The sequence below is a fragment of the [Scytonema hofmanni] UTEX 2349 genome, from assembly GCF_000582685.1.
GTDB lineage: Bacteria > Cyanobacteriota > Cyanobacteriia > Cyanobacteriales > Nostocaceae > Hassallia > Hassallia hofmanni.
Genome location: NZ_KK073768.1, coordinates 2452327 through 2475336, shown reverse-complemented (window position 1 = coordinate 2475336; position 23010 = coordinate 2452327). Strand labels below are relative to the sequence as shown.

Annotated in this window: 17 protein-coding genes, 4 pseudogenes and 2 riboswitches; of the genes and pseudogenes, 10 read left to right on the top strand and 11 right to left on the bottom strand. The window is 41.7% G+C overall.

The window, feature by feature from the left end:
* Positions 1-133: 133 nt before the first annotated feature.
* A complete protein-coding gene (locus TOL9009_RS0116010) occupies positions 134-1714 on the bottom strand; it encodes a group II intron reverse transcriptase/maturase (protein WP_029633685.1) in 1581 nt (526 codons plus the stop codon).
* A 538-nt stretch (positions 1715-2252) separates the two neighbouring features.
* Positions 2253-3080: pseudogene (locus TOL9009_RS39395) on the bottom strand (RNA-guided endonuclease InsQ/TnpB family protein); the annotation flags it as partial.
* A 6-nt stretch (positions 3081-3086) separates the two neighbouring features.
* Between TOL9009_RS39395 and tnpA the strand changes: the two are divergent.
* The 5 genes and pseudogenes from tnpA to TOL9009_RS0115975 all read left to right on the top strand — a co-directional run.
* A pseudogene (gene tnpA / locus TOL9009_RS39390) lies at positions 3087-3470 on the top strand (IS200/IS605 family transposase); the annotation flags it as partial.
* 990 nt (positions 3471-4460) lie between these two features.
* On the top strand, positions 4461-4793 hold the full coding sequence (locus TOL9009_RS0115990; RefSeq protein ID WP_029633684.1) for a XisI protein: 333 nt from the start codon (positions 4461-4463) through the stop codon (positions 4791-4793).
* Between the two features lie 302 nt (positions 4794-5095).
* A complete protein-coding gene (locus tag TOL9009_RS43555; RefSeq protein ID WP_072022186.1) occupies positions 5096-5275 on the top strand; it encodes a UPF0175 family protein in 180 nt (59 codons plus the stop codon).
* Positions 5276-5390: 115 nt separating this feature from the next.
* Positions 5391-5984 carry a hypothetical protein gene (locus TOL9009_RS0115985; protein ID WP_029633683.1) on the top strand — a complete coding sequence of 198 codons (594 nt, stop codon included), beginning with the start codon at positions 5391-5393 and terminating at the stop codon, positions 5982-5984.
* Between the two features lie 246 nt (positions 5985-6230).
* Positions 6231-7262, top strand: a complete 1032-nt coding sequence (locus TOL9009_RS0115975) for a hypothetical protein (RefSeq protein WP_029633682.1) — start codon at positions 6231-6233, stop codon at positions 7260-7262.
* A 133-nt stretch (positions 7263-7395) separates the two neighbouring features.
* Here the strand turns inward: TOL9009_RS0115975 and TOL9009_RS0115970 are convergent, their stop codons facing one another.
* Complete coding sequence (locus tag TOL9009_RS0115970) at positions 7396-10506, bottom strand: hypothetical protein (protein ID WP_029633681.1); 3111 nt, start codon at positions 10504-10506, stop codon at positions 7396-7398.
* A gap of 532 nt (positions 10507-11038) precedes the next feature.
* Between TOL9009_RS0115970 and TOL9009_RS0115965 the strand changes: the two genes are divergently transcribed.
* Both TOL9009_RS0115965 and TOL9009_RS0115960 read left to right on the top strand, forming a co-directional pair.
* Positions 11039-11242 carry a chlorophyll a/b-binding protein gene (locus TOL9009_RS0115965; protein ID WP_029633680.1) on the top strand — a complete coding sequence of 68 codons (204 nt, stop codon included), beginning with the start codon at positions 11039-11041 and terminating at the stop codon, positions 11240-11242.
* 51 nt (positions 11243-11293) lie between these two features.
* Positions 11294-11497 carry a chlorophyll a/b-binding protein gene (locus tag TOL9009_RS0115960; protein WP_029633679.1) on the top strand — a complete coding sequence of 68 codons (204 nt, stop codon included), beginning with the start codon at positions 11294-11296 and terminating at the stop codon, positions 11495-11497.
* A 232-nt stretch (positions 11498-11729) separates the two neighbouring features.
* On the opposite strand, the gene TOL9009_RS0115955 is transcribed toward TOL9009_RS0115960, so the two are convergent.
* From TOL9009_RS0115955 to ntrB, 6 genes are all read right to left on the bottom strand, one after another.
* On the bottom strand, positions 11730-13100 hold the full coding sequence (locus TOL9009_RS0115955; protein ID WP_029633678.1) for a DUF2252 domain-containing protein: 1371 nt from the start codon (positions 13098-13100) through the stop codon (positions 11730-11732).
* Positions 13101-13510: 410 nt separating this feature from the next.
* Positions 13511-14167 (bottom strand): adenine nucleotide alpha hydrolase family protein, encoded by a 657-nt coding sequence (locus tag TOL9009_RS0115950; RefSeq protein WP_398344700.1) that lies wholly within the window; start codon positions 14165-14167, stop codon positions 13511-13513.
* A gap of 180 nt (positions 14168-14347) precedes the next feature.
* A riboswitch (cyclic di-AMP (ydaO/yuaA leader) is annotated at positions 14348-14541 on the bottom strand.
* Between the two features lie 27 nt (positions 14542-14568).
* A complete protein-coding gene (locus tag TOL9009_RS0115940; RefSeq protein WP_029633675.1) occupies positions 14569-15405 on the bottom strand; it encodes an ABC transporter ATP-binding protein in 837 nt (278 codons plus the stop codon).
* 249 nt (positions 15406-15654) lie between these two features.
* Positions 15655-17091: an ABC transporter substrate-binding protein gene (locus tag TOL9009_RS0115935; RefSeq protein WP_029633674.1), complete on the bottom strand. Its 1437-nt coding sequence runs from the start codon at positions 17089-17091 to the stop codon at positions 15655-15657.
* Positions 17084-17254 carry a hypothetical protein gene (locus TOL9009_RS47375; protein ID WP_186227575.1) on the bottom strand — a complete coding sequence of 57 codons (171 nt, stop codon included), beginning with the start codon at positions 17252-17254 and terminating at the stop codon, positions 17084-17086. The genes TOL9009_RS0115935 and TOL9009_RS47375 overlap by 8 nt, the downstream gene beginning before the upstream one ends.
* An 88-nt stretch (positions 17255-17342) precedes the next feature.
* Complete coding sequence (ntrB, locus tag TOL9009_RS0115930) at positions 17343-18197, bottom strand: nitrate ABC transporter permease (protein WP_029633673.1); 855 nt, start codon at positions 18195-18197, stop codon at positions 17343-17345.
* 94 nt (positions 18198-18291) lie between these two features.
* Positions 18292-18478: riboswitch (cyclic di-AMP (ydaO/yuaA leader) on the bottom strand.
* 126 nt (positions 18479-18604) lie between these two features.
* Between ntrB and TOL9009_RS47370 the strand changes: the two genes are divergently transcribed.
* A complete protein-coding gene (locus TOL9009_RS47370) occupies positions 18605-18748 on the top strand; it encodes a hypothetical protein (RefSeq protein WP_186227574.1) in 144 nt (47 codons plus the stop codon).
* Positions 18749-18835: 87 nt separating this feature from the next.
* A complete protein-coding gene (locus TOL9009_RS0115925; protein ID WP_029633672.1) occupies positions 18836-20026 on the top strand; it encodes a sensor histidine kinase in 1191 nt (396 codons plus the stop codon).
* Between the two features lie 7 nt (positions 20027-20033).
* Here TOL9009_RS0115925 and rnc read toward each other — a convergent pair whose 3' ends face one another.
* Together rnc and TOL9009_RS50540 are read right to left on the bottom strand one after the other, a co-directional pair.
* Positions 20034-20723, bottom strand: a complete 690-nt coding sequence (rnc, locus tag TOL9009_RS49390) for a ribonuclease III (protein ID WP_038297164.1) — start codon at positions 20721-20723, stop codon at positions 20034-20036.
* Positions 20724-20879: 156 nt separating this feature from the next.
* Positions 20880-21113 (bottom strand): annotated as a pseudogene (locus TOL9009_RS50540) (Swt1 family HEPN domain-containing protein); the annotation flags it as partial.
* Between the two features lie 499 nt (positions 21114-21612).
* Between TOL9009_RS50540 and TOL9009_RS39385 the strand changes: the two are divergent.
* A pseudogene (locus TOL9009_RS39385) lies at positions 21613-23010 on the top strand (ATP-binding protein); the annotation flags it as partial.

The window sequence follows — 23010 nt, the reverse complement described above, 5'->3', positions numbered from 1 at the left end:
CAGGGATTTCTGAAGAGTCCAAAGAAGAACTTTCTTAGGCTGACTTAGGTTGAGTCGATGGGGAGTATTATCTCCCGCACCTCTCAGTTAGAACCGGACGTACCCATTTCTGTGTATCCGGCTCCCGATATTCTTAGGGAGTTACCCTTTTGCCCATGTGTAAATAGTCGTGACAGGATTCATGCACTGCTAGAAGGTTTTTATTTTTCCAGTTATCATGGTTCCCATCAATGTGGTGTAAATGTACTCGTTCCTCACTCGTAAATTTCATCCCACAATGACCACATGAATGGTTTTGCTTTTGTAAAGCTTTAGAGGTTAAGCCATTGTATAGTTTACTGTTGCGTTTGCTCCAGTAATTTAAGTCTCCGTCGTAGGGGGATTTCTTTCCTTTGACGTTGATGTGCTTATTTTCGGAGTAGGGAACATTTGGGAATGCTTTTTTGACAAGCTCAACGCTTATCTCTTTGGTGTTCTTTGCTTCCTTGTTGAATACCACGCGGGTTCTTTCATTTAGGAACCAGAGTGAGAACCTTGACCCTGACATATCACAGAACCTGTGATAGTTTCTCCATCCTCTAACTATTGGTGCTAGCTTTTCAGCCTTCACCTTAGAGCCATAATTCGAGCAATTAATGATGCTTTTTACTTTCCGACGGAATGCTTTAAAATTGTTCACTGAGGGAATGCATTTAAATTTTCCGTTGGCTTGAACTTTGAAGTTCCAGCCGAGAAAGTCAAAGCCATCTGTCGTAGCGGTTATTTTGGTTTTCTTTTGGCTTACCTTCATTCCTCTTGCTGCTAAAAAACTGTCAATGTCGGCAAGTATTTTTTGTGCATCGTCTTGAGGTCTAATTATTATCACCATGTCATCCGCGTAGCGTATTGATGGTTCGATAATATTTTCGACGTTTGTTTTTTCGGTAATCTTTTCGTTAATTCCTTTGGAATTATATCTAAGAATACTTTCAATCCCATTAAGAGCGATGTTAGCTAAAAGAGGACTTACTACACCACCTTGAGGTGTACCTTGTTCTGGGAACTCTGGGTTTATCCCTGCTTTTAAGCATCTGAATATTCCGAGCTTTATGCCTTTAGGGGCAATAAGGTTATCCATGATAGTGGTGTGGCTAATCCTGTCGAAACATTTTTCAATATCAAGTTCTATGACTTTTTTATTGATTCCATTACAGCTAGAGTTCAGGCTGTTGAACAGGATTTTCTGAGCGTCATGTGCCGAGCGTCCTGGTCTGAAACCGTAGCTTTTTGCATGAAATGTCGCTTCGTGTGCTGGTTCTAATGCATATTTTGCTAGACACTGCCAAGCTCTATCCGCGATAGTTGGAATTTTGAGCATTCTGAGGCTCCCATCCTTTTTAGGAATTGGGATTTCCCTTAGTCCCTGGTGTTTCCAGTTATTACTCAATGCTTTCAACAGTTCACTTAACTCAAATCGTTCCTCAAAAGTAAGGGACTTTTTGCCGTCGATTCCTGCTGTTTTCTTTCCAGCATTTAACTGTGATACTTGACGAATTGCCAAAAATCTAGCCGCACGGGACTTCAGAATAAGTTTTTGCAAAAACCGCGCTTTCCGCTTATTTCCTGCTTGAACTGCTTTGAACACTCGACATTGTAGGCGAAATAAATCCTTGCGGAATTTCTTCCACGGTAGATTTTTCCAAGATTCACTAGTGTAGTCACTGTGCCTAATCATGCTCTACTCTATTAAGTGTTTTCTGAATACCTTACGGAAATTACTCCGTATCCTACCCGACTTGAGAGAGTTCCGTATCTCATCTTACCTACATAGAAATCGACATATCTATGACTCTCAACTCGTTTTTATTCGTTCCCTCAGATGATTAGTTGTTCCGTTAGGTGTAGCCATTTTGACTATCGGAAACCCCGGATTCATGTTGCTGTCGCTCTTATAACGCAACGGGTTTAAGCTCCGATGGAGTCAGGGGTTTTTAGTTATGCCCTGCTCGTAGATAAGTCACTTTTCTAGGCTCAGTTTCACCGTAGGAACCCCCTGTTAGCGCCAGTGTCCACCCATAACGGTGGTCTGATTGCGCCCTTGTTCCCAGCTTCACTCTCCAAGAATTGAGCTTGGTCGGTGTGGGCAGATAAGGAGTCACGCATGAATCTTGCGGGAAGGACTTGCACCTTCATCAATCTGAGAGTTCAGCGCTTGACAGGAGTCAAGTTTCACTGGATTAGTTATTTACGGGCTGATTACCGAGATTCACTAATCAACGAATCGCACAACAACCTCTACCGATTCCAGCTAAATCAAATTTAGCCATCATCGCTACTTTACGAATAATATTTGCCGCGCCATTACAGTCGGCATTTATTTTGATTCCTGTCGAAGTCTTAAACAATCCACGCTTGATTCTAGTACCGCTTGATTTCCACCCTTCGGGTTTTGCACCAAATTTAGGTAGAACATCATTATCTAAAAACGATGTTTTTGAAGTATAACTTTCTTCGGTTTCAATAAAATCAATCCCGTATTGTTTGCACAATTGTTCAATACGGTCTTTAAGTCGTGCCGTGGGGATTTGACAAAATGATTGATTGTTCTTTTTTCCCATATCGGCACTATCTTTTTGTCCTTGGTTCCAACCAAAAATAATAGAACCAATTTTGTTTTCTAGACAGTGGTTGATTACAATTCTTGCTGCTTTATTGACAGCACTCCTCATCTGAAGGTTACGCTTTTCCGTAATCGCCGCAAGTCTTTTAGATCAAAAACCTTGAGGTTTATTCTCTTTGATTTTGGCAACTGATTTGTTATACCACTGGTTAAGGGATTTGAGATGCAATCCATCAACAATAAAGGAAGTCCCTATATTAGAAACACAGGTTAACCAATTATTTATACCGTGGTCAATTCCTAGAGCTTTAGATTTGTCAAGCTCAACAGTGGCAGGTTCTACTATGTAGATAAACTCAGCATAAAAACATCTATTTCTTGGTAGTATCCTTATCTCTCGAATACTTTTAAAATCGAGATTAGTAGGCATAGGAAGATAAAAACCTTCAACGCCAAACCACACTTTTACTAGACTTCCTAGTTAGAGTATAGGACTAGCAACCACTCAAAAGGTAATGCAGTAGTGCATTTGGTTTGGATTCCCAAGCGACGCAAAAAGGTTTTAACTGGGGAGATAGCTAAACGCCTTCGACAAATCATTAACGAGTTAGCATTGGAGAAAGACTGGGATGTTTTAGCGTTAGAAGTTGCTCCCGACCATGTACATTTATTTGTGGAACATCAGCCGGATATTGCTATTAACCAGATAGTAAAAGCCTTTAAGGGACGCTCATCTTATATGTTGCGTAAAGAGTTCCCACAATTATTGAAACTGCCTAGCTTATGGACTAATAGCTATTTTTACTCTACTGCTGGGCAGGTTTCAGCAGATGTAATTAAAAGGTATATTGAAGATCCACATCACGGTTAATATTGAATGCGAATAAATTCGCCGTTGGCACTTCCTCCACTGCCTAAAGTCAAGTGGCTTCCGTGCCGAGGGCGCGAGTTTTTTGTGAGCGCTTCAGCGCTCAAATCAAGGGCATTAGCCTTTGAAATTGAGCGATAAATCGCTCACTACGAAAATATTTTAACTTCATCGCCACTCACCCTGTAAAGTGAAAGCAGACCAATAATAAATGTTCATTCTTCAGCCTTAATAAGTTATTCTTCAAATCTCTCTTCAGATCCCCGACTTCTCTAAGAAGTCGGGGATCTAGTTTGTCCCTTGGCAATATAAGCAAATGATTTAATTTACTTCAGAGAAATCACTGAAGTTTCATTGTGATCTTACAGGCATTGTGAAATAGATATGCGATCCGTTTCTGATTTTGTAACGATGTGGGGGATCTGACAGAGCGCGTTTTTGAATGCAGGGGGATATATTGCCTTAACATCGCGATGTTTTATCTTAACATTACGATGTTTTGCCTTAACATTGCAATGTGTTAAGCTAACGTTACAATGTTTTGCCTTAACGTTACGATGTTTTGTCTTAACGTTACAATGTTTTGCCTTAACGTTACGATGTTTTGCCTTAACATTGCAATGTGTTAAGCTAACGTCGCGATGTTTTGCCTTAACATTGCAATGTGTTAAGCTAACGTCGCGATGTTATGGCATTGCAGGGTATTGCTAAATTTAATTTGCGCTCGGATTAAGGAAATGCTGTACTTAGTCAGATTCGCAATAAATGCAAAGTCGGGATGACAGGGAATCTCAGAAGCGATCGCCTTAACCTACTGATTTATAATGTAGAACAGGAGGCAATACGGTTCGGATAAGATTTTTTGATGAAAATTATAGATCACAAAGACGCGATAAATCGCCGTCTCTACAAAGGACTTCTTATTGTAAAGACGGCGATTTATCGCGTCTCTTGCCCTAACCGAACCGTATTGGAACAAAAGGCTGTTGTGCAATGGATAAAATTGAGCAATACCGACAATTAATTAAGCAAGTTCTGATTCCCCATAGTCAGATTAAACCTGCTTACGGTGATATTGAAATGTATACTGTATTTGATGGTGAAGGAGATCACTATCAAGTGGTACGGTGTGGTTGGAATCAATATCGCGTATATGGTTCCTTAATTCACATTGACCTAAAGGGCGATAAAATTTGGATTCAATACGATGGTACAGAAATTGGCGTGGCGAATGAATTACTCGAATTAGGGATACCTAAAGAAGATATCGTGTTAGCGTATCATTCGCCATTTATGCGACAATACGATGGGTTTGCAGTTGGATAGCTGAATATGCCTGAAGTCACCGTTAACTTACCCGAAGAAGTGTTTAGTGCGCGTCGTCTAACTCCAGAAGACTTTGTGCTTTAATGCGTTTAGTAGCAGCTATTTACAAGAAAGGCAGAAGTTCGAGGGCAGAAGGCACTTATGTTAGGAGTATCAATTAAAACTTACTTTGTGGGTTTAAAGCCCAGTTGAAACAAATAATTATACTCAAGATGGCTTGCACGGACGGTATAAAACGTCCTTGTTTCAATCCCACTATGAGTAAGGGTGGGTTGCCTTCTGCCAACTGAGCCTCCTGCCTTCTGCCTTCTGAATGGTATCAAAAGCAAGAAATTTCAATAGAGAAAGCTGCTTTTGTTGCCGGCTTAAACCGTAGAGACTTTCTTGCTGCTCTTGCCCATGAGAAAGTCGATGTTTTTAGCGTTGACTTTGATGATCTAGAACGCGAGTTATATCATGTCGGTAAATTACTTACAATGTAAAGACGTTCCGCCGGAACGTCTCTACGACGGTTGTGATGTTTTTATTGCTGTTAATTAAACGGAGATGATATTAAACCTTGGTTAAACATCCTGCTATCAATACCTCTGTTTGAATATGCCATATAGTGACTTCAATCTAGAGAAAGTCAAACAAAATCTTCAAATAAATACTATTGAAGAAACTGATATTTTTGCTCACGTACCGGATTTAGAGTGCAGTCAGCTATTAAAAGAAATCTTACAATATAATGTAGCGATCGCTCTTGCTAGCAATAGTGAAAAAGCTCGCTCGGAAATGATTATTTCTCCAATTTTGCTGGATTTGAGAAGACTGTTAAATAACCAGATAAATTTGTTTTCAGGAGTTGAATTTAATGTTGATGCTGCACAAGGGTTAAATGGTATCTGCGATTTTATTATTACCCGTTCCCCAGAAAGATTAATTGTGACAGCACCAGTAATTATTATTGTAGAAGCGAAAAAAGAAAACATTCCTGCTGGCTTAGGACAATGTATAGCAGAAATGGTGGCAGCAAGAATACTTAACGAACGAGCAGGTAATGAGATAACAATCTACGGAACTGTCACGACTGGAAGTATTTGGCAATTTTTGAAGTTAGAAGGGCAAGTTGTGCAGATTGACTTGAGTGAATATTACTTGAAAGATGTCAATAAAATTTTAGGAATCTTATCTAGTGCTGTAAACTGAAAAACGCCCTGCGCCGAGCGCACGCTACGCGAACAGGCTAGAAGCCTGGGGCTACAGGTACAAAACCCACCTGCGTGGGCTGTAATTCTATTAGGCTGCGGAGGCAGCCTTTGCTCGTATAGCCCCAGGCTTCCAGCCTGCGGGCATTTGTTTATTTGAATCCGTAACCTCAAAAAAATCACCAGTTACACTTGCCCCAGATTGTGGCATAATAAGCCGATCGCATACACTACCACTTTCCCTACCGTGCAATCAACGGATAACATCGATGATTTGGCTGCTGCCTTACAACAGCCAGCAGATTTGACTTTTGAACTGCCCGATCCGGAAGATGAAGAGATTCTAGAGTCAGATTTTTTAGAACAGCTAGATGTAGCTTGGCAGGTATGCGATCGCTTTGATTTGCAAACCGAAATTTGGCGGGGTCGAATTTTACGCGCTGTTCGTGACAGAGAAAAAAGAGGTGGTGAAGGACGCGGTACCGGCTTTCTCAACTGGCTGAAAGAACGGGAAATCAGCAAAAGTCAAGCTTACGGTTGGATTCAACTAGCAAACAGTGCTGATACACTTCTTGAAGATGGTAAACTTCAGCCCAGCGCCATTAAGAACTTCAGCAAACGCGCTTTTGTGGAAACTTCCAAAGCGGCACCAGAAGTGCAACAAATGGTGAGTGAAGCTGCCGAAAAAGGCGATCGCATTACTCGTCGCGAAGTTCGGCAAATCAACGACGAATGGACGGCGATGTCTTCTGATTTGCTACCTGAATCCGTGAGGCAAAAAGCCGCAGATAATACCCTTCCGCCGCGCTACCTCGCGCCTCTGGTGAAGGAAATGGAAAAACTCCCCGAATCGCACCAAAAATCACTACAGAAGGAAATATCCGCAAATCCTGATGTCGATACTGTCAAACAAGTCACCACAGAAGCGCGTAACTTAGCAAAATATCTCAAATCTGCGGCTCAAGTTCAAGCGCTAGAGCAGGAACAAGTTGACATCGAAACCGCTTTAGAAGAAGCGCAAAGAGTCGGCTGTTTAAATATAGCTGCGGATTTAGTTAATCAATCATCGCAAATCGAACAAACGATCGCCAAATTATACATAACTTGGAAGCGCATCAACAACTTAGCCGATCGCTTGTATGTAGATACTGGTGCTTCTACACCAAACTTGCGATCGCTCCTCGATTGTTTAGAACCCTTCGGTGGTGAAGTGATGGAAATTAAACTTGGTGGGGCAATGGAGAAGACTATCCGCTTACAAATCCAAGAAACAAATTAGGGCAATGGGCATTGGGCAATGCCCCATGCCCAATGCCCCATGCCCAATGCCCCATGCCCAATGCCCAATGCCCATAAAAAAAGCCTCTCGATGTCGAGAGGCTGAACAAGTTTAGCGGAGACAACTTTTTCAATTAGGCAAGCATAACAGCGATCGCTCCTCCAAGTGCAGCAAAAATTGCCGATACAGTCGCGGTTGCAAACAACCACCAAGCTGCTGATGCTGCGGCTTTCCGGGTTTCTTCTGCTTGTCGTTGCGCTTGGTGTTTCACTTCTTCCAAGCGTCGCTGTGCTTCTTGTTGAATGCGTTCAGCGCGTTGTAGCACTTTGTTACGCGCTCCTTCGATTTGGTCGATAATTCGGTTAGCGTCTTCTTCGGAGATATCCTCACGAGAACTCATGACTGCTACCAAGGTTTCGCGGTTGAAAGAAGACAAGCGATCGCGCATGGCTTCAAATCCCGCTTGCGGATCGTCGAACATCTGACGAACATCGCGCTTGATACCATCATAATTCAATTCGGGACGTTCTAATGAGTTGAGGTAGTTACGAATTGTGCCAAAAATACCATCCAGTACACCTTGAATTTGGCGTTGGATACCCCGCACTTGTTCGACAAACTGCTGCTGCACAGATATCATATTATCAGCAATTTGTGCGGCTTCTTCGTCGGTAATATCTTCGCGAATTTTCAGCAAAGCGATGATTGTTGAGCGGTCAAATTGGGAAAGACGTTCAGTTATGCTTTCCATTCCCACTCGTGGATCGTGCAACATTAATTGCAAGTCGCGTTTGATACCTTCAGGATTAAGTTCTTCTTTCCCAGTTCCTCGCAGATACTCTTGCAAATAAGCTTGGAAAGTTTCTACTCTTTGCTGGGTTCTAGCAGCTAAACGTCGCGGCGCACGGATAATGTCGCGAATTGAAGTTTGTACTGAATCGATGACTTCATTGACTTGTTCCTCGCTTAAGTCTTGGCGTTGACTCAGTAATTTAACGAGTGTATCTCTGTCAACTTGCGATAATCGTCGTCGTAATGCGATCGCTCCCTGTTGGGGATTTTCAAACAATCGATTTAAATCGCGTTGAATCCCTTCGGGGTTAAGTTCTTGTTTGCCAGTATTGCGGAGATAATCGGCGATCGCACTCGTGGTTGAGTCGTATTGTTCCTTAGCTTTATCGGCTAAAGCTTGTGGTGCGTGACGAACACTGCTCCAAGATTGCTCAACAGCATCAATTGCTTGATTCACTTGGTCTTCGCTCAAATCTTCCCGCTGACTCAACAATTGTACCAGGGTATCGCGATCGAAGCGAGACAACCGCGTCCGAATTGAGGAAATTCCCGCTTGTGGATCGTCCAAAAGCGTTTTCAAATCAGCCCGAATCCCATCTGGATTAAGTTCTCCTTTCCCGGTGTTACGCAGATATGACTCTAAATTCAACCACAGCGTTTCTGCTTGATATCTTGCTTGATCTGCCAATCCTTTAGACGAAATCAAAGCTTGATCGCGCTGATTTTCTAACTCGTCGAGAATTCTCTCGGCTTCGTATGGCTGAATATCATTGCGTTGCAGCAATATATCTCGCATCTCTTGACGGTCAAATTGAGACAAACGTCGAGATAAAGTTTCATAATCTGCGTCAGAGTCTTCCAACAGTGGTTTGAAATTCTGCTGAATTGCTTCTGGGCTAAAATCGTCTTTGGGTGTAACTAGTAAATAACTTTCAACTCGACGTTGCAAGTCTAATACTATTTCCCTTTCTTCCGCTGCCGTGACTTCTATTAGCACATCTTGGCGGATAATTTCGAGTTGCTCGACAATTCGCTGAATTTCTGCTTGTGTCAACAATCCCCGTTCTTGGAGAATATGAGCAAAATCTTGCTTAGAAAGTCGCTCAACCTCTCGCTTTATTGTTCCCGGATCGGCAGATGGATCGTAAATAACATCACGGAATTCTGTTGCGATTTTTTCTCGACTTAGTTGCCAAGCATAAGTGTTGTGCAGGTAGTTTTCGACATCAGCGCGAATGGGGCTGAAGGGCTGCTTTGACGCGGGAAGTCCTAATTGATCGGCTTTATCAGTTATTTTATCTTTGGCAGTAGAAAGAGTACCTAAGATTTTTTCTACATCCAAATCTGACAAATCCGTGCGTCCCAACACTATACCAGTCAGCGCGGTGATTCCTTGTTGCAGAGTTTGCTGAATTAGATTTGGGGCAGCTTTTTGGTCAGAACCCTTAGAAGCACGCATCTCAGACATTAACTGATCCACTTTGCTGTTCAGTTCATCTGTCTTGGTTTGTCCTGGTTGCACAGATTTGAGATATTCCATCAACTCACCCATGCGGTCTGGAGCGGATTTATTACTAACAACTTGTTGCCAAACATTATATAATGTGTCGGCAACACGGTTAATATCCCGTTTGGAAAGGTCAGTGCGATCGCTCACCAAACTAACAAACTTGTCCCGGTCGATGTTGCGTAAATCGGGAGTACCAGCTAGTGCTTTTAATTGCGGATCGTTGAGCAGTTTTTCAAATTCACCCCGAATCTTCGATAAATCTAATTCCGGGGGACGCACCATTTCTAAGTAATCTTCGATATTCTCTCGGATACTACTTGGGTCAATGGCACTGCCGATTTCTCGACGCACAGCGGCGGCTGCGGCTTCTGCGGTGGCAACAACTTGATTATTGATCGCTTTCGCCCCCAATGCGGCGGTAGCCGTCCCCATAATCGCCTGAAAGCCAGATGTTGCACTATTTACGACTGAGCCAACTAAGGAACCGACTGTAGTTGAGCTGACCCATACCAACAGTAAAAAGTACGCACCCCAAATTACTAATCCTAAAATTGCTCCCAATTCCGGACTCAAAGTTAGCAAGCTCAATTTTACCGCTAAGAAACTGGCAACCAAAAGAGCGATCGTGACTGTGACTAATGTCCAAATCCCGACCGCAGTACCAATTTTGCGAATTGTGCCGCCGATAGTACCATGATTTGAGTTGGAATCCGAGTCTGGTTGGTGCCCCAGATAAGTAATACCTGCGGCTACTGAGAGGTTTGTTAAGACTAATTGGATGGCAAAGGCTAGAATCACCCCAGAAATTAAAGCGACAAAAAAGCGCGGTCCGGCAAAAGCAACAGATGCCTGTGCTGGTGTAATTGTGGAGGGATCTAGAACCTGTGCCAGCCAAAAGAGCGGCTTGTACAGTCCCAGGATTATTTCTGTATTCTGAAACATGATATTTCCTTCTTAATCGTTTAATTCACTAGAAATTTAAAGATTACGTGAGAATAAATTTAACATCTGCTGCAATACCTAACTAGTGTAAATTTTAGAATCGTCGAATGTAGGTGTTAATAGCATCTCTCTGAGGTTTGAATCTTCTCTACAGCGCTGGATAGAATTTTGATAATTTATGAATGTAGATGGCGATCGCACAATAATCTGCATTTATTAGTTTCATCAGTCTTACTAAGAAATATAATTCAAGTCTTTAATTTTTGATGACATATTAACTGGGTATTAGGGACTAGGAAAGAGATTATTCACGTAGATATGTTTCTTTCCAATACTTACTACCCAGTCCCCAATTAAATCTGGTCTTGTTATCCGGTCGTAACATTTATTTACAATTTTCGATTTTATCACCCTCTGAAGGTGGATTTATCGGTGCAAAAGAATATTGAGACATTGTGTCCACAGACAGAAAGCATATTAGTTATATCTAGCTACATTAAAGTTAACAAGCAAAAAGTTCAGGTACATAAAAATGGAATCTCGCCCTTCTACTGATTTACCACCAATTGCCACTGAATATAACGGCAAAGACCGCAATGCCTTTTTATTTGGCTTTAATCCTCAAGCTGAATTGTGGAACGGTCGTTTAGCGATGATTGGTTTTCTTGCTTATTTACTTTGGGATTTAGCTGGATTTAGTGTTCTGCGTGACGTGCTGCATATCATTGGTTACTAAAAATTAAATATCTGAAAATACAGAAAGACTACTTTATTTAGGAGAAAAACAATGCAAAATCGTCCTACTACAGATTTACCACCAATTGCTAACGCTTACAATGGTGTAGACAGAAACGCATTTATTTTTGGCTTTAATCCTCAAGCTGAATTATGGAATGGTCGCTTGGCAATGATTGGCTTTCTTGCCTATTTAGCTTGGGATTTAGCAGGATACAGCGTCCTTCGTAATGTATTGCACGTCATCGGCTATTAATTGTAACTGAATCCCGTTCAGTTAAGCCTAAAACACGAGTCTAGAGACGCGAAATTTCGCGTCTCTACATTTTCACATTATTGTAGAGACGTTCCGGTGGAACGTCTTTTTTGTGGAATTTTTTGTGGAACGTCTCTGCGACTGATTAGACATCTCCAGAAAAGACGTTCCACCAGATTTCTACAAGGGTTTCGGGCAACGCATAATTAAATTGTGGCGATGTCTATTATCTTTAATAAAGCGTCACACCTGCATTGTAAGCGCTTACAAAACTTGCGTAGTCATACTCAACTTGAGTCGCGTAGTTTAGTGCAAAGCTGACAATTTCATCTTTGAATGCAGACTTATTGGTTACAACGTCGGTTACTTGTTTGTCAACGCTATAGGAAACAATCGAAGCATCATAATCCTGATCGGAGATTGCATGGTTCTTCGCAACAATCTTACCTGCATACCCCATCGCATCCAGAAATTTGGACTTGGTGGTTAGCAATGTATAGTCAAAGTCCTCCTGATAAGGAGATTTTTCACGCACCAAAAAGGGGATACTGTTAACTGTAGTGTAACCAACTAAAACGTCAGTGTTGGACAGCATCGCTTTAGTTGCTATTGTCACCCTTGCCCCCTCGTGATTCCCATAGACCGAACTTGGTAAAAGACCAGGAACAGCGATCGCAACTGCACTACTAATTTCCTGCTTCATTTCTAAAATCACATCGTCATCGTTTGCTGAACTTGAACCTTGAATCAGCAAGTAATAGCGATACCTACCAAGACTACCAGTACCTGAACCTAATTTGAGGCGAATGTCCTTCAGGGTGTAATAACTATTGCTATAGCGCTTACTGCTAGGAATTGAGGTGATATAACTGCTCATAGCAGTATTAATGGCTGAGTAGGTGCTGCTAGATACAGGTTGAAGTTCAGAAGTTGTCTGAAAAACTCGATTGCCACTTGAATTAATTTGCGTGTATTTATTTAGTAAACTAGAGCGGCTTTTACCTGCTGTAGCTTGAATTAAATCCTTGACTACACCGTTTGTGTTGCTAGATTCGAGACGGTAGGACAATTCGTCGCTAGTCCCCTTAAAGTCGCTCATTTTGTTGAGGTAAGTATCCAGGAAATTCCGAACCACATCTTGAGCATCGCTGGAGCTTAAACCGTTTTGTTTCGCTGCCAGAAGGATCGAAACTGACATCCGTCGCAAGTCCCAAACATAAGCACCAAGATAGCCTTCATCAAAGTCAGTGGTGTCAAAAACATTGTTACCATTGCTATCCCTTAATCCCCCAAGATTTTGCATGTGCATATCTCCCTCTAACCAGATAGCTGAGGTAGAGGAATTAACAAATCCAGAACTTGGTAAAGTCTGCATATCGCTGTAGAAGATGTGAGCTGTGCCTCGATAAAAGGCAAAAGGATTAACCGCCATTTTTTGCATCTTTATTGCCAGTTCCTGAGGCAACTGACTGGCAAAAGGATGGTTGTATTGGTAAATTTTATTTTCCACCCAACTGGAACGGGGGGTTGCAGCTTGAGCTGTGAATGTCAAAACCAAACTTAAAGTCAAGATGGCGAGAATTGCTGATATTTTTTTAAGCATGGTAGATCGTAGACTCGAAAGAAATTGAGGCGATCGCGACTATTGTGTAAAAACAATCGCTTAACCCCATGCTTGTTTTTACCACCTAAAGCAAGAGTTTAAGAAATGATTTTAAACACAATGCAACAACTATTCATTAGACATCTCCAAAAAAGACGTAAAGACGTTCCGTCGGAACGTCTCTACAAGGGTTTCGGGCAACGCATAATTAATTTTTACGCCTATGAGTATTTAGACTTGCCCTACTGAGATAAGACTTACGCACTCGTTAACAGAAAACAAGACTTTGATAGGTGCTTCCTTGCGTCGCAATGACGGAAATATGTAGTTCATGCGTAAGTCCTCTTAGAAAGAACGGCAAGTGTGTCTCAAACAAAATTGCACCCTCTACTATTAATCCAAGTTTGCAATTAAATGTTTATACAACTGGGAATACCCAAAACAACGCAAGGTAAATTAGAGTCTAGTGTCTGGATAATCGGATGATTTATAGACTGACAACCCAGAAACAGAATATCAGCAGCTTCTAATTTAACGACTTTTTGAAGTTCTTCGGCAACGGAGCCAAATCGCAAATGAGCTTTGAAAGAACCTTGCCATTCTTCAGCCAAACTGCGTGCTTGCCAAAGAATTCGGTCTGCGTGTGTGAGGGGATCTACTAATTTTGTTTCTAAAGAAAGTGCGCTTGATGTAAGTTTGGGTTCAGATAAGACGGATGTAATAGACTTGGATGCATAATTGACTGGACATGCCAATGAAGGCTCATGTATTTCCGAATGAAAGACATCTAAATACTGACTTTTTTGATTATCCTCTACGACATAAACAGCTTGAACTAGAACTTGTACGTTAGTGGCTAAACGTGTCTGATGGGCAATCCAAAAAGCCATATCTAGCGCAGTATGGCTGTTGGGGGAACTGTTATAACCAACAATTAAGTTAACTGATTTTGCTGGTTGAGCTTTTTCAGCACAAGATGTTTTTGGTGATAGCAATACCATTTGCTCAATTAAGTCATCACGACCTATTGCGCTTTGCAAACGAACTAACATTGGTTTAATTTTCACAGCTTTAACTTCTCTTTACTAAAATGAACGATGAACGAGAAGCAGGGGAACTAAAGGCTGAAGTTGAAAGGATGAAGTATAAATTAATAAGTATATTTTTAATTCTTCATCCTTTGTTATTCATCTTTATATTCAAGGAAGCCCCAATAACAACTGCTATAACAGCGAAGCTTTGGGGGTTCCTTCCATTGCCGACGGAGTTAGCTGACGGGCTAAGACTGGAAGGTGTCTTTCTCTAAAAGTTATGAGTTTTCAGTACTGAGTTAAATAGTAGTAACTACTAACTCTAAACTCCTACTTAACTTACTAAAAGATACGCCCCATAAGATGGTTCCTCCGTTTCAAATCTAGGTTTGATGAATTTGAATTAGGCTACCCACTAGGATAAATGATAGTGTATTTTACTCGTCTTGGGTAAAATAGCGATCTAAGAAATTTAAAGCGTGGTTGCGAAGTTCAAAATATTCTTTTGAGTTTCGCATGGCAGCGCGATCGCGTGGATGTTCAAAAGGAACTTGTAATATTTCTCCAATATTAGCCGCTGGACCGTTGGTCATCAAGACAATGCGATCGCTCATATAAATCGCTTCATCCACATCATGAGTAATCATCATTACCGCTTGTCGGTGGTTTTCCCAGATATCTAATACCTGACGCTGCAATTTCCCACGAGTTAAGGCATCCAACGCTCCAAAAGGTTCATCCATAAGCAACATTTTCGGACGAATGGCGATCGCTCTGGCAATACCAACACGCTGTTTCATACCTCCAGAAATTTCATCGGGATATTTGTCAGCCGCCGCATTTAAATTTACCATTGCTAAATGCTCGTTAACAATGCTAATTTTCTCAGCACGAGATGCATTTTTTAACACTTCATCTACAGCCAAACGGATGTTTTCTCGCACCGTTAACCAAGGGAGCAATGAGTAGTTTTGAAACACCATCATTCTTTCGGCTCCTGGCTTGTTAATTTCTTTACCATTTAGTCGGACTGAGCCAGAAGTTGCTTTTTCTAAACCAGCTACTATTTTTAATAAAGTAGATTTACCACAACCAGAGTGACCAATTATAGAAACATATTCGTCCTCATCAATACTGAGATTCACATTATCTAAAACGATAGATTTTTTACCATCTGGCGAAGGATAAGCTTTGACTAAATTTTCAACTTCTAAAAATCTAGTGCGGGGAGTGGCGATATTGTAGTTATTCTCAGAAAAAGAGGTAGATTTCATCTTGAGAAACTCCTGAAATAATACTGATGGCTAATAGAGAACCGATATCCTGTCCGGTCAAATAGCCATAATAAAAGAACCCCTCCCCAACCCTCCCCCGCTTGCGGGGAGGGTGCCACAGGCGGGTGGGGTTCTTTATTAATCATGGATAATTGCGCGCACATGATATGATGTAAAAATTATGCGTTATTCAGAACCCCCTAGAGACGTTCGGTCCGGAACGTCTTTACAATACGTTGAATTGACTTTTTAACCCAAATAAAAACGGTTGGGTGCGTTTGCCCTAATCTCAAAACTATTGAGATAGCCTACGGGATCGCTGGGGTCAAAGCCTTTTTTGTCGATGAATACGGATGGGGGTTCTACTTTGTAATCATCCTTGGGACAATCGATACCCATTTCAGCGGCAATTTCTCGATATAAATCGGTTCTCCAGCCTTGTTGAGCCAGTTCATCAGCATTTTTGGGAAATTCTTTAATTTGTCCCCAACGTGCTGCTTGTGTCATCAACCAAAGACTTCTGGATCTCCATAAAAAAGTCGAGTGTTCTCCTGGCTGTTTGTAAATGTTGTCAGGAATATCGTAGAAAATCGTAGTATCGGCGGCTTTGATGGTGCGGTCTTTGCCATCAAATCCACCATAGTTATAGTTGCCGAGAATTCCGGGACTTGTAAAAAGTGCGATCGCCGCACCCTTCTTTTTAGGTTTTGCACCTGTAAATGAACGATCTGTAATCAGTTCGGCAACTTCTTGGCGGTTTTCTGCTTTGCTGCAATATTGACAAGCTTCAATCATCGCTTTCACCAGAGAGCGGTAGGTTTTCGGGTATTGGACTATGAAAGATTGCATCACCCCTAAAAGCCTATCTGGGTGTCCATACCAAATTTCTTTGCCTTGTGCAAAGGTAAAGCCAACACCTTCGTTGCCAGTAATTGCCCGTGTATTCCAAGGTTCCGCAACCATGTAAGCTTGCATTGCGCCAATCCGCACGTTTGTCACCATCTGCGGGGGTGGAACGATGATGACGCGAAACTCTTTCAGGGGATCGACACCTGCCGCAGCGGATACGTAGCGGACAAAGTATTCATAAATGGCAGAACTCAGCACCACAGCCCAAACTTTACGTTCTGGGGGTTGGCTGTCAAAGTATGCCCGGAATTGTTTGCCAAATGCTTCTAAATCGCCGTTGTACTCATACCAGGGACGCAACCCGAAATCCCACATGGCTTTGTTCATAGTCATGGCGTTGCCGTGGTGATGAATGGTCATTGCCGCACACAAGGGAGCGTGTCGTGCCCCTTCTGCACCGATTCTGGCGTTTGTAACGGCACCGGATACCACCGGTGAGGCATCAAGACGACCAAAAATTAGACCGTCGCGGGAGGTTGCCCAACTAGCTTCGCGGTTGAGTTTGACGTTCAAGCCATATTTGCGGAAGAAGCCTTTTTTCCAGGCGATCGCAAATGGTGCACAATCATTTACGGGAACATAACCAACGGTGATATCCGGTTTTTCTAAGTCTTGGGATCTGACTACTGGTTTTATCGCTAAAGCTTCTTCAGTCAGTCCAATAGCCGAGCGATCGCCTGAAATTGCACAGGAAGACAGCGCAATTCCCGCTGTCGTTGCTCCCATTCCTAACAGAAACTCTCGTCGATTCCAGTTGTTATTGTCGGTGTTACTCATACGTCATTTTCACCGATGGTTGATGGTTGATGGTTGATAGTTGATGGTTGATAGTTGATGGTTGATGGTTGATGGTTGATGGTTGATGGTTGATGGTTGATGGTTGATAGTTGATGGTTGATGGTTGATAGTTGATGGTTGGTGGTTGGTGGTTGATACCCAACTACTAACCACTAACCACTAACCACTAACCACTAACCACTAACCACTATTAACTAACCACTATCAACTAACCACTAACCACTATCCAATTAATAATTTGCAGTTGTTGGACGATGAGTTACTAATTCTTGGACTTTGCCCACGGCGACGTCAAGTAGTAGTCCAGTTATGCCAATTATAAATACGGCTAAAAACACTGAACTCAAATTTAAACGGCTCCATTCATCCCAGACAAAAAACCCGATCCCAATACCACCTGTGAGCATTTCTACAGCAACAATTACTAGCCAAGCAATTCCTAAACTAATTCGCAAACCTGTAAAAATATACGGCAAACTTGCTGGCAAGATGATTTTTGTAATCCGTCTCCAACGAGGCATTTCTAACACCCGCGCTACATCTAAGTAATCTTTGGAAACGCTAGAAACTCCCAGAGCGGTGTTAATAATTGTGGGCCACAATGAAGTAATGAAAATAACAAAAATCGCTGACGGATCTGCTAAATTGAATATGGCTAAGGCGATCGGCAACCAAGCTAGAGGCGATACGGGTTTAAAAATCTGAATTATCGGATTAAAAGCTAACATTGCTGATTTGGACATGCCAATCAGAAAACCCAGAGGAATTGCCACTACCGCACCTAACAAAAAGCCAAGTATTACCCGACGCAGACTTGCTAGCAACAACCAACCAATTCCCAAGTTACCCGGTCCGCGTTGGTAAAAAGGGTGTAATATGTAGTCCATATTTGCTACTAACGCCTCAGGGGGGGTGGGCATCAATTCATGGTTGGCAAGGGCGATAACCCACCACAATAAGATTATCCCCAAGAACCCAAGAATAGGTAACAGAACTACATCTTTAAGAATCACAGGTTTTGCCTGTTTCCATACAGCCTGTCCCGCAACTGCTACAATAGCAGCCAAATTTAATTGAAATATCATTTTTACCTCAACAGATTTAAGCGCAGGTACAAAAAATCTGAGCAGCACCAGCCTTGGACACTGATGAGGTCATAACATTAATAATGCTGCCTCTTCAGTCTCTTCTCAATGCCTACGAAGTTAGCTGACGGGCTAGGGTTGAGAAATACCCTTTTTAAGAAAGTTATGCAGAGACGTTCCGGTAGAACGTCTCTACGCGATTTCTATAAAATACGCCCCAAAATCTGGTTCCTCCGCTCTAGCATCATGTCCCACCTAAACACTTTAGGTAATGAAATTTGCTAGATTAAGCTGACTTACTCAAGTTGAATATAAATCATAACACGGTTCTTTGGTAAATATATTTATATTAAAATTAATGTATAAGCTATTTTTATCATTGCGATAGAAAAGAAGTAAGATAATAAATGATAAATTTCTCCCTTTGGACAGATGAAATACCATCAAGTGGCTATAAATTCAAAAGTGCGATCGCTAAAATAATTATATCAGGACTTACGCACGGACTACGTATTTCCGTCCCTATCGACGCTTCGGTTGCACCTATCTAAGTCTTGTTTTCTGGTAACGAGTGCGTAAGTCCTATATATATAGGTATCAAGAAAATTATTCATTTATTCTTTGCTGAAACTACCATAATGGATTTGAGTGAATTTTTGGCTAAAAAAACAGACACCATTATAGCAAACTGGGTGGAAGCTGTTCGGCAAGACAAGAAGATTGAAAGCGCTAACGATTTATCTCGAAAAGCGATAGAAAATCATATCAGTCATGTGGTTTTAGCGCTAGCAACTGTACTTTCTGAATATCAAACTAATGAAATTCAGCCAATAATTGATGCGAGTTTGCATCATGGTAGTCTGAGAGCAGAACAAGGCTTTACTGCTGCGGAAATTGCACGAGAATATCGAATACTACGTCAGGTAATATTTTCGATTTTAGAGCCACAATTATTGCAACTATCAGGAGCAGAAGTCATGCGGATAGTGGGGTTAATTAATATAGTATTGGATGAAGCGATCGGTCGCTGTTTTCAAAGCTATACTGAGCAACGATTAGCAGAACTCAACCAGTTACAAAATCAGTTAATTATTCACAATCAAGAACTCAATCGCTTGCTTCGAGCAAATCAAGAGAATTTGTCACATCTAGCCCATGAATTAAAAACTCCTCTCACTTCAATTATTGGCTACTCGGATTTGTTTTTGCGCTCACAACGACAAAAGACAGAGGTAAAAGATAACGTTAACAATTTAGAACATATTGAGCGCGTGCTACGTAATGGGAGAAAATTACTACACCTAATTAACGATACATTGGAATTGTCTCGCTATGAAGCTGGACAAATGAAATTGCACCCAGCATCTATCAATCTGCATAAATTAATTAACGATGTATGCGAAATGTTAGAGCCTTTGGCGCGTCATAAAAATTTACAAATACAGGTAGATTGCGATCGCGCTCCGAATGAAGTTGTCACAGATTCGTTACGATTACAGCAAATTGTCACAAATTTGGTAAGTAACGCGATTCGCTATACAGAGACAGGCAGCATTAAGATAACCTGTCAAATGTGGGAGAATGATAAATGGGCGATCGCAATCACAGATACTGGAATTGGTATTCATAAAGAAGACCAAACCCAGATTTTTGAATCTTATTTTCGCGTACCTATGAGCAATAATTCTTACCTTCCGGAAAGCACTGGTTTGGGGTTAGCGATCGCTTCCCGATTGGTGAAATTATTGCAAGGCGAAATTAAGCTAGATTCAGAAGTAGGAGTTGGTTCTACTTTCACCGTTATTTTGCCTTTGGAAGTAAAATCATAATTAAATTTTACAACAAACCTTGTTTTTTCAAAAGGGCGATCGCATCTTCAGCCGCAGCTTTTTCAGCATCTTTTTTATTGCGTCCTTTACCTTGTCCATACACTTTTTCACCGACAAAAACTTTGGCAAGAAACTCTGGTGCGTGAGACAAACCACCGATTTGAACTGCCTCATATTTAGGAGGATTTGGAGTCACATTGCTTTGTACCCATTCCTGAAGGCGATTTTTGGAATCTACATTTGAGCGAGATACAACAATATTTTCAGGTACAGAATCAAATAAGGGTTCAATAATAGCGCGAACGGCTTCAATATCTGAATTTTTATCTAAATAATAAGCAGCAATAACCGCTTCAAAAGTACTACTAAGTAAGTTAGGATTTTGATAACCTCCGTCTCGAATTGCACCTTTTCCCAACCGCATTCTAAAGTCTAAACCTACTTCGATACCGAACTTTGCTAATTGCTTTTCATCTACTAATGCTGAACGTCTGCGAGTTAATTCATCTTCTCCTCTTTCTGGATGATGACGGAAGAGATATTCTCCACTTAAGAAGTTTAGCAAAGCATCACCAAGAAATTCTAAGCGTTCGTTATGTTCCCCTTCTCCTGGGTTTTCATTAACATATGAACGGTGGGTAAGCGCTTTGCGTAAAAGTTTTTCATCACGAAATGTCAGAAGTTTTTTGACCTCAATCAATTTTTCTTGGATACGAACTTCTTCAGCTTTTTCTGGAGAGAGTAATCGCAGAATTTCTTGCTTTTGCTTTTCTAGAATATCTGCTTCTGATGCAGAAATAGCCTTGAGAAATCGAGCAATACTATCAAGAGCGCGATAGGTATCATCTGTAGAAAAGCGATTTTGATGCGCCCATTTGTTACGAAATTCAATAATTTCACTTACTAAAGCGCGTTCACCATGTCCTAGTTTTATTTTAAAGACTTGATTCCACTGGTTAATGATTACTTTGAGCAACGCGGAAATATCATCACGCAGGACATCTTCGATAATTCGTTTTAGTGTTTTGTCATCGGATAGAGAGGATGTAGCTACTGTAAGCCAGCGCTCACTATAAACTTTCCGCATTTCCTGTTCAAAATAAGGATATAAACCTTGATGTAAAACAGTTAAAGCTCTGCTAACTCGTTCATGATTGCTAACAGCCATTTGATTTATATGTCCAGATTGGTATTTTTTGACTGGACAGCATTGATAAATCACGCATCTAGGGTATAGAGAACTTTATGCTAGATATTTATTATCAATAAATATTTACCTATCACCAAGTTTGCTATACGCACATTCTTTGGTTATAGTCTCAGATGCAAAAATTATGCCTGTAAACTATAAATTTTGCATCTGAGACAACAATCAACATTGTGCCTTAAAATACGAGTATTTTACTGTCTAAATATAGACTTACATGGTGTAAACTATTTGTCAATACCCTTGATTGTGAAGAATTCTTTCATGCGATCGCCTCACATTCACAAACCTTAAATACTCACCTTTGGCGGGAATACTTATTTTAAATGTGCCAGAAATTGATATGCTAAAAGCCGAGACAAGCTAAAATGTGCAAATCATGCCTGCGCCTACAATTACTGCCTTTCCGCTGTCCGCTGTCGTCGGTCAAGAAGCAATTAAACTAGCGTTGCTGCTAGCTGCGGTCGATCCGGAGTTAGGAGGAGTAGCGATCGCAGGTCGTCGCGGTACGGCAAAATCTGTGATGGCTCGTGCTATTCATGCTATAATTCCACCCATCGAAGTGGTTAAAGGTGGATTGAGCAATTGCGATCCCAATCGCCCAGAAGAATGGGATGATAAGCTGATCGCCGAAGTTGGGGAGACAATAGAAACCGAAGTCATCCCGGCACCCTTTGTGCAAATTCCTCTAGGAGTGACTGAAGACCGACTTTTGGGTTCTGTGGATGTGGAACAGTCGGTAAAACAGGGTGAAACGGTGTTTCAGCCTGGTTTACTAGCAGCAGCACATCGAGGTGTGCTGTATGTGGATGAAATTAATTTATTAGATGACCAAATTAGCAACCAGCTTTTAACAGTATTATCTGAAGGGCGCAACCGAATTGAGCGGGAAGGTATTAGTTTTCAGCATCCAAGCAAACCGCTGTTTATTGCGACCTACAACCCAGAAGAAGGAACGCTGCGAGAACATTTGCTTGATAGAATAGCGATCGCACTTTCGGCTGATGGCGTACTCGGATTGGATCAAAGAGTCGAAGCCGTAGAACAAGCGATCGCCTATTCTAAATCTCCCCAAGAATTTCTTCAGCAATATAACGAAGACATCGATAACCTAAAAACTCAAATCCTTCTTGCACGGGAATGGTTGAAAGAAGTCACAATCACCCACGAACAAATTGCCTACCTAGTAGATGAAGCAATTCGTGGGGCAGTGCAAGGACATCGCGCCGAATTATTCGCCATGCGTGTGGCTAAAGCATCTGCGGCTTTGGATGGACGCACCACAGTAAATGCCGAAGATTTACGTCGCGCAGTAGAGATGGTAATTGTACCACGAGCAACGGTGTTGCAGACACCACCAGATCAACAACCACCTCCACCTCCACCACCAGCACCACCAGAAAATCAAGACGAGTCAGAAGAAGAAGAGAAAGAAGAAGACGAACAAGAAGAAAATCAAGAAGAACAAGAACCACCCAGCATTCCCGAAGAATTTATCTTTGATCCTGAAGGCGTAATTCTCGATCCCAGCGTGCTTTATTTTGCTCAAACGGCGCAGCGTATGGGTAAATCTGGCAGTCGCAGCTTAATTCTGTCTGAAGACCGGGGACGCTATATCAAGCCGATGATACCCAAAGGAAAAGTGCGACGCATCGCCGTAGATGCCACCTTAAGAGCCGCCGCCCCGTATCAAAAGGCACGACGTTTGAGGAGTGGGGGAGTGGGAGAGGGGGGACAAGGGGGACAAGGGGGACAAGGGGGACAAGGGGGACAAGGG

What these genes read in the sequence shown, in the direction of transcription:
- TOL9009_RS0116010 (WP_029633685.1), bottom strand. Translation starts at nt 1,714, where the DNA reads ATGATTAGGCACAGTGACTACACTAGTGAATCTTGGAAAAATCTACCG.
- TOL9009_RS0115990 (WP_029633684.1), top strand. Translation starts at nt 4,461, where the DNA reads ATGGATAAAATTGAGCAATACCGACAATTAATTAAGCAAGTTCTGATT.
- TOL9009_RS0115985 (WP_029633683.1), top strand. Translation starts at nt 5,391, where the DNA reads ATGCCATATAGTGACTTCAATCTAGAGAAAGTCAAACAAAATCTTCAA.
- TOL9009_RS0115970 (WP_029633681.1), bottom strand. Translation starts at nt 10,506, where the DNA reads ATGTTTCAGAATACAGAAATAATCCTGGGACTGTACAAGCCGCTCTTT.
- TOL9009_RS0115965 (WP_029633680.1), top strand. Translation starts at nt 11,039, where the DNA reads ATGGAATCTCGCCCTTCTACTGATTTACCACCAATTGCCACTGAATAT.
- TOL9009_RS0115960 (WP_029633679.1), top strand. Translation starts at nt 11,294, where the DNA reads ATGCAAAATCGTCCTACTACAGATTTACCACCAATTGCTAACGCTTAC.
- TOL9009_RS0115955 (WP_029633678.1), bottom strand. Translation starts at nt 13,100, where the DNA reads ATGCTTAAAAAAATATCAGCAATTCTCGCCATCTTGACTTTAAGTTTG.
- TOL9009_RS0115940 (WP_029633675.1), bottom strand. Translation starts at nt 15,405, where the DNA reads ATGAAATCTACCTCTTTTTCTGAGAATAACTACAATATCGCCACTCCC.
- TOL9009_RS0115935 (WP_029633674.1), bottom strand. Translation starts at nt 17,091, where the DNA reads ATGAGTAACACCGACAATAACAACTGGAATCGACGAGAGTTTCTGTTA.
- ntrB (WP_029633673.1), bottom strand. Translation starts at nt 18,197, where the DNA reads ATGATATTTCAATTAAATTTGGCTGCTATTGTAGCAGTTGCGGGACAG.
- TOL9009_RS47370 (WP_186227574.1), top strand. Translation starts at nt 18,605, where the DNA reads ATGATAAATTTCTCCCTTTGGACAGATGAAATACCATCAAGTGGCTAT.
- TOL9009_RS0115925 (WP_029633672.1), top strand. Translation starts at nt 18,836, where the DNA reads ATGGATTTGAGTGAATTTTTGGCTAAAAAAACAGACACCATTATAGCA.